The organism is Chryseobacterium camelliae, assembly GCF_002770595.1.
GTDB lineage: Bacteria > Bacteroidota > Bacteroidia > Flavobacteriales > Weeksellaceae > Chryseobacterium > Chryseobacterium camelliae.
In genome coordinates this window covers 3759900-3773269 of record NZ_CP022986.1, presented here as the reverse complement: position 1 = coordinate 3773269, position 13370 = coordinate 3759900, and the positions used below count along the sequence as shown (strand labels likewise).

13 protein-coding genes are annotated in these 13370 nt (G+C 43.7%); 4 read left to right on the top strand and 9 right to left on the bottom strand.

The genetic code is table 11. The annotated features are described in order from the left end of the window. Positions 1-228: 228 nt before the first annotated feature. Both CGB83_RS17380 and CGB83_RS17375 read left to right on the top strand, forming a co-directional pair. On the top strand, positions 229-2112 hold the full coding sequence (locus CGB83_RS17380; protein WP_100076959.1) for an amidohydrolase: 1884 nt from the start codon (positions 229-231) through the stop codon (positions 2110-2112). 48 nt (positions 2113-2160) lie between these two features. Then, positions 2161-3378 carry a lipase family protein gene (locus tag CGB83_RS17375; protein ID WP_100076958.1) on the top strand — a complete coding sequence of 406 codons (1218 nt, stop codon included), beginning with the start codon at positions 2161-2163 and terminating at the stop codon, positions 3376-3378. A 145-nt stretch (positions 3379-3523) separates the two neighbouring features. Here the strand turns inward: CGB83_RS17375 and CGB83_RS17370 are convergent, their stop codons facing one another. The 5 genes from CGB83_RS17370 to CGB83_RS17350 all read right to left on the bottom strand — a co-directional run bounded on the left by CGB83_RS17370 (position 3524) and on the right by CGB83_RS17350 (position 8034). Further along, positions 3524-4822 carry a HAMP domain-containing sensor histidine kinase gene (locus CGB83_RS17370; protein ID WP_100076957.1) on the bottom strand — a complete coding sequence of 433 codons (1299 nt, stop codon included), beginning with the start codon at positions 4820-4822 and terminating at the stop codon, positions 3524-3526. A 3-nt stretch (positions 4823-4825) separates the two neighbouring features. Beyond that, positions 4826-5503 carry a response regulator transcription factor gene (locus CGB83_RS17365; RefSeq protein WP_100076956.1) on the bottom strand — a complete coding sequence of 226 codons (678 nt, stop codon included), beginning with the start codon at positions 5501-5503 and terminating at the stop codon, positions 4826-4828. A 2-nt stretch (positions 5504-5505) separates the two neighbouring features. Next, positions 5506-6171: a hypothetical protein gene (locus CGB83_RS17360; RefSeq protein WP_100076955.1), complete on the bottom strand. Its 666-nt coding sequence runs from the start codon at positions 6169-6171 to the stop codon at positions 5506-5508. 71 nt (positions 6172-6242) lie between these two features. After that, positions 6243-6956 (bottom strand): hypothetical protein, encoded by a 714-nt coding sequence (locus CGB83_RS17355; protein ID WP_157761451.1) that lies wholly within the window; start codon positions 6954-6956, stop codon positions 6243-6245. A gap of 508 nt (positions 6957-7464) precedes the next feature. Continuing rightward, positions 7465-8034: a Crp/Fnr family transcriptional regulator gene (locus tag CGB83_RS17350; RefSeq protein ID WP_100076953.1), complete on the bottom strand. Its 570-nt coding sequence runs from the start codon at positions 8032-8034 to the stop codon at positions 7465-7467. 135 nt (positions 8035-8169) lie between these two features. On the opposite strand from CGB83_RS17350, the gene CGB83_RS17345 reads away from it, so the two are divergent. Both CGB83_RS17345 and CGB83_RS17340 read left to right on the top strand, forming a co-directional pair. After that, positions 8170-8961, top strand: coding sequence for an alpha/beta hydrolase (locus CGB83_RS17345; RefSeq protein ID WP_100076952.1), 792 nt, complete (start codon positions 8170-8172; stop codon positions 8959-8961). 112 nt (positions 8962-9073) lie between these two features. Beyond that, positions 9074-9484 (top strand): RidA family protein, encoded by a 411-nt coding sequence (locus CGB83_RS17340; RefSeq protein WP_100077641.1) that lies wholly within the window; start codon positions 9074-9076, stop codon positions 9482-9484. A gap of 253 nt (positions 9485-9737) precedes the next feature. Here CGB83_RS17340 and CGB83_RS17335 read toward each other — a convergent pair whose 3' ends face one another. The 4 genes from CGB83_RS17335 to CGB83_RS17320 all read right to left on the bottom strand — a co-directional run bounded on the left by CGB83_RS17335 (position 9738) and on the right by CGB83_RS17320 (position 13246). Continuing rightward, the gene (locus CGB83_RS17335; RefSeq protein WP_100076951.1) at positions 9738-10244 is read right to left on the bottom strand and encodes a GNAT family N-acetyltransferase; all 507 of its coding nucleotides are present in this window, start codon (positions 10242-10244) and stop codon (positions 9738-9740) included. A gap of 81 nt (positions 10245-10325) precedes the next feature. Next, on the bottom strand, positions 10326-11735 hold the full coding sequence (locus tag CGB83_RS17330; protein WP_100076950.1) for an aminotransferase-like domain-containing protein: 1410 nt from the start codon (positions 11733-11735) through the stop codon (positions 10326-10328). A gap of 265 nt (positions 11736-12000) precedes the next feature. Further along, positions 12001-12807 carry a GLPGLI family protein gene (locus CGB83_RS17325; protein WP_100076949.1) on the bottom strand — a complete coding sequence of 269 codons (807 nt, stop codon included), beginning with the start codon at positions 12805-12807 and terminating at the stop codon, positions 12001-12003. Between the two features lie 58 nt (positions 12808-12865). Continuing rightward, entirely contained in the window at positions 12866-13246 is a 381-nt protein-coding gene (locus tag CGB83_RS17320; RefSeq protein WP_100076948.1) for a hypothetical protein, read from the bottom strand. Between the last annotated feature and the right edge of the window lie 124 nt (positions 13247-13370).

Below are 13370 nucleotides of genomic sequence, written 5' to 3'. Positions count from 1 at the left end.
TCTTTTTCACAGACGAATAAGCTACACAATACAAAAATCTTCATGAACAACAGCCAATACATCCTCAATACAATTTCAGGGAAAATACTGAATGAAGATTGTTTGGCAACGCCTATTTTTGTTAAAAAAATTAATACGATCTTATTTAATATGATATTTTTTACATTAAATAACCTTTAAAACAGACCATTTAGACATTAAAACTACCAACCATAAAACTTTTTAAAAATGAAAAACCACGATCACCATCACGATCACATGTGTTTTTGCGCATGTACCAATCCCGTTGTCACCTTATTAAAAGAAGATCTTTTCGGGCCGGAGAACCTGGCGTTACTGACGGCCAACCTGCCTGAGAAGAAACCTGAAGTTGTACAGCCTGCACCGATCGTATTTACAGGGGGTATTATCAGGCCTATGACAGACGGTAAGGCCGACATCGTAGAAGCTATCGGGTTCGCGGAAGGCCGGGTAGTTTCCAACGGCAGTCTTTCCTCTGTGATACAGGAAATGGATGTTAATTTTAAAGGTAACTATACGGTCAGGAACCTCGAACCTAACCAGACCTTATTGCCTGGCCTTTTCGAGCCTCATATACACGTGGTCTTTTCCGGACTGATGGCTTCTTTTGCAGATGTTGGCCCGTTTGACGGCCAGAACATCCGGCAGGGTTATGACAAAAACTGGGTAAAGGAAACCCTGAAGGCCAATCTGCCACAGGAATCCGAAGACTCCGTCTTATTCGCCAATGGACTCGATCCCGCTTTGCTGGCTCCCTACTCTCCGGATCACTTTAAAGACATTGATTATACGTTTTTAAACGATGTAAGTGAAACCATACCCATTATGGTCATTAGCGCCTCCGGACATACGGTTTATATCAACAGCCCTGCAATCTCTAAGGTCTATGCTAAAAACGAAGCCGGCCTGAAAAAGGATGGATATCCTACCGAGGAGGAATTCCAGAAAAAAGGCCGTGGCCTGTTACAGGAAGAGAAGGGCCTTTTATATGCCTTCGGCACATTTAAAGCACAGATTCTCGCATTGGCGCACACCCATATGAACGATAACCTGGATGCTTTTTTTGCCGAGGCGAATTCAAGGGGCGTAACATCGATGTATGATGCCATACTGAATGATGAATATCTGAGTTACCTCAACCCTTACATAGATTCAAAAAGATTGCGGGTAAGATTAGGCGGTGCCAGATATTGCGAAAGTGCAGCAGCGCTCCCGGCCCTACCACCATATCAGGCTCCGGAACAATACAGTGACCTTTATTTCGGGCATGTAAAAGTAGTCGCAGACGGATCAAATCAGGGACTTACCGGATACCAGTCGGAGGATTATGCCTGTCCTCCGGAAACCAATAAGGCCGGTATCTTTGATTTCAAGCCGCAGGAAACCTATCCGGCATTGATTAAATCGATTATGATCGATAAAGGCTGGCCACTGATGATCCATGCCAACGGCGACAAGGCAGTCACCCTTACCATAGATGCCTATCGTGAGGCCCTTAAATTATATGCAGGAACTCCGCTCCGCAACCGCATCGAGCATTGCTCTTTATTCAGCGAACACCGACAGCTTGATGAAATGGCGGAATTAGGCATTTCGCCCAGTTTTTTAATCGGCCATGTCGGCTATTGGGGATTCGTCTTTAAGAATATGATCTTCAAAGGCCAGCAATTGGATGGCAACGATAAGGTAAATATGCTGGACCTCTGTAAATCTGCCCTGGATAAGAAATTAAGGATCTCCCTGCACAGCGACCATACCGTAACCCCCATCGGACCCTTAAGAATGATGGAACAATCCATTACCCGTGTGATGGAAGCGCTTCCACCGGATTACGATCTTTCCCCTGTCCTGAATAAGGATGAATGCCTGACGGCTGAAGAAGCGTTGCGCGCAGCCACGTATGATGCAGCATGGCAATGTTATGCCGAAAAATGGGCAGGCTCCTTACCCAAAGGTCATTTTGCAGATTTCATTATCCTTGCAGAAGATCCCTTAAGCATGCCCCAGGACAAAATCAGCATGAACATGCGGAATATTAAGGTAGAAGAAACCTGGCTGGGCGGAAATGTCGTCTATCAACATTCAAAATAAAGATTCCATTCGTACATTATTAATTTTTAACATAAAAACTATAACCACATGACTTACAATGATTATCAGATGACCTTCATCATGTCCATGATCTCGAATTTCGCCCCTCAGCAGAAAGATGTTACTGATCCGGTTTCGGCTGCACAGGCCATCCAGACCAGCTTTGACAAAGAACTGCCCAAAATTATCGCTGCAGCTGATTTTCCGGTAGATGTTACCGTAGCCTGGGGACCTTATGTTGTAGTAGAACCTAAGGATATCAAGAACGGCGTTGCAACGGCCACGAATACGATGCTCGTGTTCAAGTATCCCAGCCAGACCGTTGCGGGTGCCAACGAATATGTGGTATCTGTTGCGGGTACTAAAACAACATCTGTCTTTGATCAAATGGATGAAGATTTGTTGGGCGGCAAAATTGCAGACTGGCCTTATAGTTCGGAGCCCAATACCATCAAAATTTCTCATGGTACCTTAAAGGGTATCGGACTTTTGCTTGGCCTGAACTCCGGTAATTCGATTACAGACTACTTCGCCACACTCAATGACCCGAACGCCATTATCACGGTGGCCGGACACAGCCTGGGAGGAGCATTATCACCGGCACTGGCACTTATCCTTTTTGGTGCCCATACTTCCTTTTCCAAAATACCTGCGCAGGCTACAAGCCAAAACTGGACAACAAGAACCTACGCCCTTGCAGGCCCGGATGTAGGCAACAGCGATTATGTGGATTACCTGCACACCACTTTCCCGCCACAAGCTGTTGCACCTGCCGTGAAATGGCAGCAGTTCAACTGTAAAATATGGAATAGCCTGGACATCGTTCCTCAGGTATGGTCAAAAGGTTTTAAGCCGTATATTGATACCATTTATGGTGATCAACTAGATACGCCCGCAGCAGTTAAAGATATTTTAACTTTACTTAATACAACTCTGTTATCCTTAAACGGACTGGTTAATCCCTACACCTGTTCTGACCCTGACAGACTGGGGCAATTTGCCGGCACCTTTCAGACAGCCTTACCCAAAAATGGCCCGATGATCAAAGATGACTGTCCCGACAGCACCTGCTCATCAACTCCAAATTCACTGGCAGCATGTAATTTTGTCGGTCAGATTTTATACCAGCATATCAATGCTTATTTCGAAGAAATTGGTGTAATTGACTTCCTCAACGCCGTTACAGCAGGACTTGACCCAACAAGCGTGTGCAACATCAAACAAAAGCTGCTGGGTCAGATTGGCATTGAGGAAACTGTACATTAAAATGTATAAGAGGTGGTTTCTACACCAATGCCTCAAAAAATTGGACTTTTTATTTAGTTAAGTATTTTGTACGGGGCCCGGTATTCTTACCGGGCTCTTTCTGTGTGGTTGTTTTTTATCATTACTCTGGATTTTATATCCACTATCATTCATCAAACTCCACTGTTGCACAAAACCTCTGATCCACAGAACCGAGCGAAAGCTTTGCCTTATTTTTCCCGCTCAGGATATCGGAGATCCAAAGGCCGAGGCCGAAACCGTCTTTATGAAAGGTATCCCGCAGGAACTGGCCTTTCAGCTTTTCGGGATCTTCTATGTTCCGGCTGATGGGATTGGAAATCATGATGCCTTTCTTCTTATCCTGGAAGACCCGAATATCAATGATGGGATCACCTTTGATATATTTTACAGAATTCGAAATCAGGTTTTTAATGATCACTTCCACCTGGTTTTTATCTGCTGATATGGTAAAGTCACCATCCACCGGTGAAAATTCAATCCTGAACCGCTGGCCGTTGATGGCCATCTGTTTCGCAAAACCTTCTGAAATTTCCAGCACTAATTCTGCGAGGTCGATTTCAGACCTGTTCGTCCGCAGGTTCCCGGATTCGATCTGGCTCATCCAGAGGAAATTATCCACCAGGGCCTTCATGCGTTTCACTTCCTGCTCCTGATTATCGAGTAACTTCCGGGTATCTGAATCCAGGGAAGCACGGTTGAAGATCTGGAGCTCTGTAAGCATGTTGCTGATGGGTGTCCGCAGTTCGTGGGAAGCCGTGGTGAAGAAAGCTGCCTGCTGTTTCACCTGCTCATCGATCCGCATCAGCATCCGGTTCAGTGCATCGGTAAGATGGTAAAATTCGTCCCGGGCCTGTGGCTTGGACAGCAGGGTAATGTGTTCCAGGTCCACCTTGCTGGCGTTATGGATAATCCGGCGGAGCGGCCTCAGGAAAAATCCGGACAGCAGGTAACCGCCTAAGAAAGATACCAGAAACGCAACCGGAAGATAGATGTACAGCAACCGCCTCAGTTTCCGGACCGCAGAATGGTAGTTCTCTGCCGACAGGGCAAAATCCACCGATATACTGCCGCCGTTTTCGGGGTATTTTTTTAAAGAAACCATCCTCCATTTTTCTTTATCTGCGACATCTTCCGGAAGGGTATTGATCAGCTGGGTTTTCTTTACCTTATTATCATAAGTGATCCTGAAAAACTCCCCGTTTTTGGGCAACGGAACAGCAATGGGATTGATGTCGGTTTTCTGAAGCACCGTATTGGCCGCAGACGACAGCTGGAGCGAGAAACTGCGGTCCAGTTCTGTTTTGGCATTATCATACAGTGAGTAGACGATGATGCTGACGCACAGGAAGAGCAGCGAATTGAACAGCAACCCGAAACGGAACCGCAGGCTCTGATAAAAGAAAGATGTCGGCCGGTTTTTCATGGGTTATGGTTTTTCGCCTTTCAGCATGTAGCCGGCTCCGATTACGGTTTTGATCAGCTGTTTATCAAAGCCTTTGTCGATCTTTTTCCTGAGCTGATGCATATAGACCTCCACAATATTGCTTTCCGGATCGAAGTTCATATTCCAGGCATTTTCCAGCAGCTGGTTTTTGGTGAGGACGAGATTGGCATTCCGGACCAGGTATTCCAGCAGGACAAATTCTTTGGAAGTCAGCTCAATTTCGGTATCCCCTCTTTTCACTTTCCGGGAAGGAATATCGATTTCCAAGTCCTCAATTTTTATTTTCTGCTGTCCGTTCGAGCCGGAAAATCGGCTTACCGTACGGATCCTGGCCAGCAGTTCTTCCCATTCAAAAGGTTTCCTGATGTAATCCGCGGCACCCAGGTCCAGCCCCTGCACCACCTGTCTGGAATCTGCAATGGCACTGATGATGATCACCGGCGTTTCCACTCCGAAAGCCCGCAGGTTCTTCAGGAAATCAAAACCGTTGATCCCTGGCAGCATCAGATCCAGGAGGATCAGGTCAAAATCATTTTTTACGGCCGTTTCCAGGGCTTCCGAGCCGTCATTGCAGACCTCCGTCTGGTAGCCTGCCTGTGACAGGCCCTGCTGTATAAAACCGGCCAGTTTTTTTTCGTCTTCAGCAATCAGTATCCTCATAGTCAGCGTATTTTATAGACAATACTGTCAATGGTAATCTCCTTCATCTTCACCGGCGGAAACCGGAGGGTATTGATGGTCCCATCGTTTGCATCCCGTTCCATAGCAGTTACTTCCACCTGGGTAGCCTTGATCAATAATGGTGCTAATATCCTGCTTTCTTCAGGATTCAGCATTACCGTTTTCTTTCCGACCACAAATCCGGTGGTTTCATTCCGGCGGTTCCTGATGAATTCGGAAACCGCTCCTTTAATCCTAATTTCCTTTCCCGGGCTGGGTTTTGGCGGTAATATGCCCTGTATGTCAAACCTGTTGTTACCGTCTTCCGAAGAAACGGAGATCAGCTCATAACCGCGGTCTCTCCGGGACACTTTCAGATGGATGGAAGCACCGGGTTGTGCAATCTCCAGGATCTGCCTGGCCAGATGGGGCGGAAAATGGATATCGGATTGCTGGTTACCCTGATCCAGGATCATTTGATCAATATTGCCTTCAGGAGTGGTTTTGTATCGTATCACTTGGCCATCCAGCTGCACCGGCTTTTCAATTTCCAGAGGCGGAACGGGCGGCGGTAACGGCGGTTTTTTCTCACAGCCGCCAAGACAGCAGACCGCAAAAAAAATAAATATTATTTTCGATAGATGATATGTTGTTTGTTTAAAAACCATTGTATGATAATGAAAAACCTGAGCAAATTACGAAAATCTGATCAGGTTTTTACTGTTGATTCAGTTAGATTTTACAGGGCATATTCCTTCCCGTTGACGCTGATCGTCCTTGCACGCACGATGTTGAATTTCCGCTCTGCCACTTCACCGGAATTGTCCGGCTTTTTAAATCCGGTGAAGGAGATTTTCGCTCCTTTTACTAAAGCCTGCCCCAGCTGCCGATAGATGTGCGGCGGCATTTTGAGCAGGGTATTATCCACAAAGATCCCTACCACGCCATCGCCTTCCTTATTTTTCTGAAGATCGGTGATCGTTCCGCTTTCCGTTACAGAGACCTCCTGAGGCGGCGTCTGCGGAACGGCCGGCGGTGTATCTTCAATGGTTTTCCCATTGGCCGTTATGCTGTTCATGCGGAACGATTTTTCGCCGTTAGGAGCAACATCTGCGACCCCTTTGAGGCTGATCTGGCTACCCTGTTTGGTTAATGCCGTGATCTGGTTTCCCAAATGTGGCGGGAACTTCACGAGAACCTGGCCTCCGTTGCTGTTCAGATAGAATCCGTCATAGACAAAATCATCATTGGTAACCATTTTGGAAACAGTTCCGGAAAGCGTTGTGATTTCTCTCACCTCCTCCGGACGCGGTCCCGGCCCCGGTCTTTCCATTCCCGGACGTGGTTCTTTCGGGGGAACCGGAGGCTGAACCTGAGCGTTTACGACTGCGGCAGTCATTAAAAATACGACTGCGGCTATTTTTTTCCCTTGGTTTAAAACAGTGTTGTTCATCTTATTAAAATTTACATTATACATTCTGATTGTTTTTCTATAGCAAATGTATCATGACCTTATTAAGATGGTATGAGTGTGAAATTAATTTTTTTTAATGTCGATCAGTGCAGGAGATGGAGAATGGTTAATTTGCCTGGTTCTATCCAATCATCTATTGTGTTAGTTTATCTTAAATAAACCATGCCGTGAGCTATAAATGCTCGCAGATGGGCGGATTTAGCAGATTTCTTTCACGAATTATAAAAATCGTAGATTTTTAGAAGCTTCTGTGGTCTTCCTCTTTCCAAAGCTATCAGCTTCAAAAATTCTTACGTGTCAAAAAAACTGTTGTAACTATTGTGGTTATACCCCACTCAAACCCTCAAACCCTCCCACTCTCCGACTCTCTTACTCTCTTACTCTCCAACTCCATATCCGATAACACAACCATTCTTTAACTTGCAGATGAGCAGATCATGCAGATTATTTCCCTGCATTAACCCTATGCTGAGTCTGAGGTTTAACTTTAAAGTTCAGCTCGGATCCTGCTGAGCTGCGTAGGCGTAATGGCCAGATAGGAAGCTATCTGATGAAGCTTTAAGCGGGAGATCAACTGAGGATAATTATTTTCAAACTCCAAATACCGTTGCCTGGCGGCAGCTGATTTAAGAGTAATCTCGTCAAACTCTTTTTCAATGACCCAGTGACGTTCCAGGTAGGTAATATAGAAATCTGCGATATCAGCATATTGTTTGGTCAGGTTCCTGAAATCACTAAATGAATAACTGATCAGCTCGGTATTTTCCAGGGCCTCAACAGCAAAAAAGCCAGGTTCCTGTTTTAATAAAGCACTGGTGGAAGCGACCAGTGAGTTTTCGGGGAAAAACTTTTTAATTATTTTTTCCCCTTTTTCATTAAGATAGTAATACGAAAGCAGCCCGCTCCTTACAAAAGAGATATCCTTCGGAACAACATTCTGTTCCAACAGGATAACTCCCTTTACTATTTTAGAGGGTTTCAAAAATGCCGACCACGCTGTCTTTGATTCCTCGGAGAGGAAGGAATAACGGCTTATAAATTCCCAAAATGCTGTCATCGCATAAAGATAAAACAAAACAGATTTATAGCCATACGGATTTCAAATACCTGAACTCTTCTGTATTCCCTCAACATATGTAAAGAATTTTGAGCATCCCGGCATCTAACTTTGTCTTTATAAAAATCAATTACAATGGTCAAATCATTATTTGCATTAGTCGTCATCTGCATCGGAACCAACATGTTTTCCCAGAAAGTAGATTCAGTGAGTATTTACAGTGCCTCTATGGACAGGGAAATTAAAACGCTTGTGATCCATCCATCCGAAAGTACGGATAAGAAACTGCCAACAGTATACATACTGCATGGCTACAGTGGCTATCCTAAAAGAACATTAACCAAGGATATTCCGTCGTTGTCTACCCTCAGCGAAGCAATGCAGATGATATTTGTGTTACCGGACGGGCAGTATGACAGCTGGTATATAAACAGTCCGCATTTACAATATGAAACATTTATCGCTGAGGAACTGACCGGCTTCATTCAGAAAAACTACCCGTCTGACCAGTCGAAAACCGCTCTGATGGGCTGGAGCATGGGCGGACACGGCGCTCTGTACATTGGCGCAAGGCATCAGAAAACTTTTACGGCCATCGGGAGCTTATGTGGTGTGATAGATTTCGTTCCCTTTGGAAAAGAATACGGTATTCCTAAATTGTTAGGAGAAAATCCTGAAAAATGGGCTCCATATACGGCTATTTCACAGATAAATAAATTTAAAAACAGCCGACAGAAGATCCTGATCAGCTGCGGAACCGACGATCCTTTGATTGCCCAAAACAGAAAATTCCATGAGCAATTGATGCGGTTGAAAATCCCTCATATCTATGAGGAGGCTCCCGGCGCCCACAATGCGGGATACTGGTCTAAGGCTGCTGTCAATCAATTACTTCAAATCAATCAATTCTTTATCACCCATGATTAAATTTAAAAGGACGGCACACCAGAAAAAACATTTCCTGACCTTACCATTCCTCATTTTATTATTGACAGGCTGTTCCAAAATTGAACATCATACCAACCATAATCAAAAAAATATGTCAAAGATCCAGTATAAAAACCCTGAAGGACTTTTCGACCCTACGTCATTTGCTTTCTCCCACTCTGCAACAGCTTCAGGCAACGGGAATTATGTCTTTATCTCCGGACAAAGTGGTGGAGAAGGTCCAGAGCACAGCCTTTCGGGTGATTTCCGGGTTCAGGTTAAAACCGCTCTGCAAAACCTGGTCAATGTCCTGAAAGCATCAGGTCTTACGACTGATCACGTTCTGAAAATTACCATCCTGATTGTTGATCACGATCAGGGGAAACTTACAATATGGACAGAAGAGATGCAGAAAATATGGAAGAACCATCCCTTTCCGGCAAGCACACTGATTCCGGTACCCAAACTGGCTTTGGATGGAATGCTCGTTGAGGTTGATGCCATCGCGTTCAAGCCTTTGTAAAAAGCTTTTGCTGCTAAAATTTTAAAGTATCCGATATAGTCGGATGCTTTGCTTTTTATTATTTCACATCAGATTCTCGAGTACAGTTTCCTGCTTTCTTTTCTGTTCAGATCAATTTACCGTTAAGAGAGAACCGGATTTATACCGGCTTCCTGAATTGCGGGGCACATCTAATATACTATTTTCATAACCATATTCTCATCATCAGGTTAGTTGGAATTGATCCATCTTTTTTTCTGGATGGATGGTATGATCAAATATCCTGGCACACCATAACCTGGGCAGACACCTCAAACGGTTTTAACTGTGATTGCTCAGCGACGGTAAAATCAATAGTTTCGAGGAAAGGAATCATCGCATCATTGGCGGGGAGCTCGGTCCAGTAGGAATGGTTTTTTGTCACAGACAGGCATTTTTGCCATAATGAATGGCATACTTCGGGAATACGGTAATTGGGAAGAACAAAAAATGATAGATGGACGGCTCGTCTACCTTCCAGAACAGCGGGCTGACTGAACGTTTTTCCAATCATGGCGTACCCCAGAGGCTGATCATCATCAAAGACAATGACCAGCTGCGTGCTGAGATCATTGAGCCCATTAATTGCTTTTCTCCGGTCAAGCTCATCTTCAAGATAAGGATTGAGCCGAACCGGATCAATAATGCCTTCATACATTTCTTTTAAATGAGCTTCTTTCAACGCCAGAAAAAGATCCATCCCGTTTTCTGACCCTACCGTAAATTTTGATATGATATTCATTGTGCATTCAATTTCCCAACAAATGTACGGGTTACCTGAAATCAAGACCCGGTACAGATTATGGAAAAAGAAACGGTACAGTCAGTACTTCATCCAGTTTCCGATTTTCTCTATGGCTTCAAAACTTTCAGGTGTTAAATGGCCGGAAAAGACTGTCCGAAAGCAATGATCGTAGGTATCCGTAAACGAAAATGTATGACCGGGAGTAAAGGAAACCCCGAATTTTTCAGCGGTTTTATACCATAATGCCATATCTCTATCAGGTTCCAGCTGCGTCCATAAGCTGTAGCCGCCTTTAGGAACGGTTGTCATTACAGTATCCGGAAAATACTGATTAAAATGACCGGCCAATCTGATGGCATTCTGTTCCAGCTTTCTGCGAAACGTTCTAAGGTGCCGGTCATAACTCGAACCGGACAGTAACTTTATGATAACTTCCTGGTTTAAGGGCGAAACAGATCTGCCTAAAGCAAATTTCATACGTTCTGCTTGTAAGAAATAACGTCCTGCCGACAGCCAGCCTAACCGTATGCCGGGAGCCAGACTTTTTGAAAACGAAGAAACGGTGATAACCAGGCCATGAATGTCAAAATTCCTGATGGTCGATGGTCTGGTGCCGCTAAAATAAAGATCTCCGTAAACATCATTTTCAATAATCGGAATATCTTTTGAAGATGCGATATCATAAAGCTGTTTCTTTGCCTCATCAGTCATCAATATTCCTGTTGGATTATGAAAGTTGGGGGTTACAACCATTGCTCTGATATCATTTTTCTGACATACTTCCTTCATGAGCTCTGCATCTATACCGGTATTATTCCTTACAGGGATTTCTACGGTCCTGAGGCGAAGATTAGCGATGATTTCCAACACTGAAAAGACGCATGGACTTTCTATCGCAATAATATCATTGGGCTGCGTGGTTACCGCTAATGCAATATATAAAGCCTGCAAGGCTCCGTCTGTGACAATGATTTCTTCCTGCTGTACCCATGCACCATGCAGGGCCGAACGCCTGGAAATTAATCTGCGAAGTTCTTCTGATCCGTTAGAAGGATAATACCTCAGCAGGGCTGCACCTTTCTCACGGATCATTTGCTGCATCGTACGGAGAACTAATTTTTGAGGGATTAAAAAATCAGAAGGAACCGCCGCGTTTAAGTGGGTGCTTTCATGATGGTGGCGCTGATGGGACGTTACCAAAATGTTTTCTCTGAAGACAGCATCTCTCGGGATTACCTGCATATCAGATTTAAAATCATCCAATGCCTGCTTCAGCTGAAAACTGACGCTATATCCGGAACGGGGAAGGCTTTTTACCAGTCCTTTATAAACAAGGTAATCATAGCCGTTCTGCACAGAACTGGTGCTGAGCTGATATTCGCTTTTGATCTTTCTGACAGATGGCAGGCGATCTCCCGGTTTCAACAGTCCTTCAGCAATGTTCTTTTCAATTTCATCGGTAAATTTCCTGTATCTGTAATCCTTCATTACGAACTAGCTTTAGTAGGTAAATATTAATTCCATAAATGTACTTAAATCGGGGCTGATCAGTCCGGAAATAATTGCTTTGTGAATGCTTTCTACCTCAAATGTACAAATGTATTGCTGCATGTTCCATTCTATCAGAATTGCCATTCTTTTACTCTACTGCTCTCCCACACTACCACACTCAAACTCTCCACTCTCCGACTCCCAGCACTCTTTATCAGTGATACTGATTCCAATTATTTTGAGAGTTATTAATCTTACGCTTTTACTGAACGAGTTCTATAGGATTATTGTATTTTTTCTGATCTTCCCTGGCTTTCTCTTCGATCCCGCGAATGATATCATTAGGATCCCGGTCGACCAATTGTATCGTGCCGTTATATACCCCCGCCTTAAAATCACGGGCCGGGTCCTTTTTATATTCTGCCAGAATCTGAAAGAATTGAGTTTTACTCACTTTAAGATCTTTGTCTATATATCTGGAACCCGGTATATTGATGGCGTCGCGAGTAACGGTATGGTTTCCAATCAATGTAAAGCTGTAATCGTTTTGATCATCATATAGCTCAACGATGAGTCCGGGAAGCCCATAAAATTTATAGGGTCCTGTACTGATGGGTATTTTCGGGTTAAAATAGGCATTCCACTTACGTCCTCTGAAGGACACCTCCGCTTTCTGCAGCTGATTTCCCTGAGCATCTTTTTTCTTTTCCTTCGTGATAACCCAATCAAGGATGACCGGATCATCATAAGTATATCGGATTGCCCCCTGAACCTCTGTAATCGCAAAGCTGTTCTTACCGGGTTTTCTTTTGAATACATAGAGGATATTCCCGACTTCCTCATATGCTTTAGTATTGTCTGAGTGGTATAAAGAATCCAGTATGAACCTATCATAGCTCCGGAAAGAATATTCTTGAGCATCAATATCCAGACACATTCTTTCACTTTTATGCAAAGCACTTGCTGAATCGTCTTTGTAGCGCAGCTCATAGATGAACCTGTTGACATGCTGAGCATGGGTAAACGAAAAAATAAAGATTAAAAACGAGGACAGGGTTTTAAAAGCCATAAGTAAAAATTAAATATTGGTAAAAAATGAAGTTTATATCTGCCGGACAGCTTTACATTTATTCTAAGTATTGTATAATATAGTCATTCCTGTTGGTAACAAATTCTTTCCCTTTATCATTGATTCTACTGATCAATACTCCCTGATTATAAGTATCCCAGACTTTAAACTTATAAACTTTTCTGTGGGTAAATATACTGATCAGGTATTCCTTCCTTTTCACCGGATGATTCACCCAACTGAATTCATCATCTTTTAAAGATTCAAAAAGCTTTCTGCATTTGTCCTTACGGATCATCCTGTTGTCAATGGAAATTCCGGTCACATCAGAAAAATCCTCCTGATTATATGATCCATACTCCTGAATATCAGCATATGCTTTTGACAGGTAGATCAAAAATAAAACTGCATAAATGAATGTAGGGATCAAGATATTCATCTTTCTTTGCCTGATACAAGCGACCAGAAGTATGGTCAAACAAACAAAAACAAATACGATTCCTATGTATATACTGCCCATCTAATGGTCTTACTTTTAACTTTGTTTTATTATGCTATACGTG

Bases quoted from the DNA above. Each gene is read 5' to 3' on its own strand.
- CGB83_RS17325 (WP_100076949.1), bottom strand. From the start codon at position 12,807: ATGGCTTTTAAAACCCTGTCCTCGTTTTTAATCTTTATTTTTTCGTTT.
- CGB83_RS17335 (WP_100076951.1), bottom strand. From the start codon at position 10,244: ATGAATATCATATCAAAATTTACGGTAGGGTCAGAAAACGGGATGGAT.
- CGB83_RS17340 (WP_100077641.1), top strand. From the start codon at position 9,074: ATGTCAAAGATCCAGTATAAAAACCCTGAAGGACTTTTCGACCCTACG.
- CGB83_RS17365 (WP_100076956.1), bottom strand. From the start codon at position 5,503: ATGAGGATACTGATTGCTGAAGACGAAAAAAAACTGGCCGGTTTTATA.
- CGB83_RS17360 (WP_100076955.1), bottom strand. From the start codon at position 6,171: ATGGTTTTTAAACAAACAACATATCATCTATCGAAAATAATATTTATT.
- CGB83_RS17370 (WP_100076957.1), bottom strand. From the start codon at position 4,822: ATGAAAAACCGGCCGACATCTTTCTTTTATCAGAGCCTGCGGTTCCGT.
- CGB83_RS17320 (WP_100076948.1), bottom strand. From the start codon at position 13,246: ATGAATATCTTGATCCCTACATTCATTTATGCAGTTTTATTTTTGATC.
- CGB83_RS17330 (WP_100076950.1), bottom strand. From the start codon at position 11,735: ATGAAGGATTACAGATACAGGAAATTTACCGATGAAATTGAAAAGAAC.
- CGB83_RS17355 (WP_157761451.1), bottom strand. From the start codon at position 6,956: ATGAACAACACTGTTTTAAACCAAGGGAAAAAAATAGCCGCAGTCGTA.
- CGB83_RS17380 (WP_100076959.1), top strand. From the start codon at position 229: ATGAAAAACCACGATCACCATCACGATCACATGTGTTTTTGCGCATGT.
- CGB83_RS17345 (WP_100076952.1), top strand. From the start codon at position 8,170: ATGGTCAAATCATTATTTGCATTAGTCGTCATCTGCATCGGAACCAAC.
- CGB83_RS17375 (WP_100076958.1), top strand. From the start codon at position 2,161: ATGACTTACAATGATTATCAGATGACCTTCATCATGTCCATGATCTCG.
- CGB83_RS17350 (WP_100076953.1), bottom strand. From the start codon at position 8,034: ATGACAGCATTTTGGGAATTTATAAGCCGTTATTCCTTCCTCTCCGAG.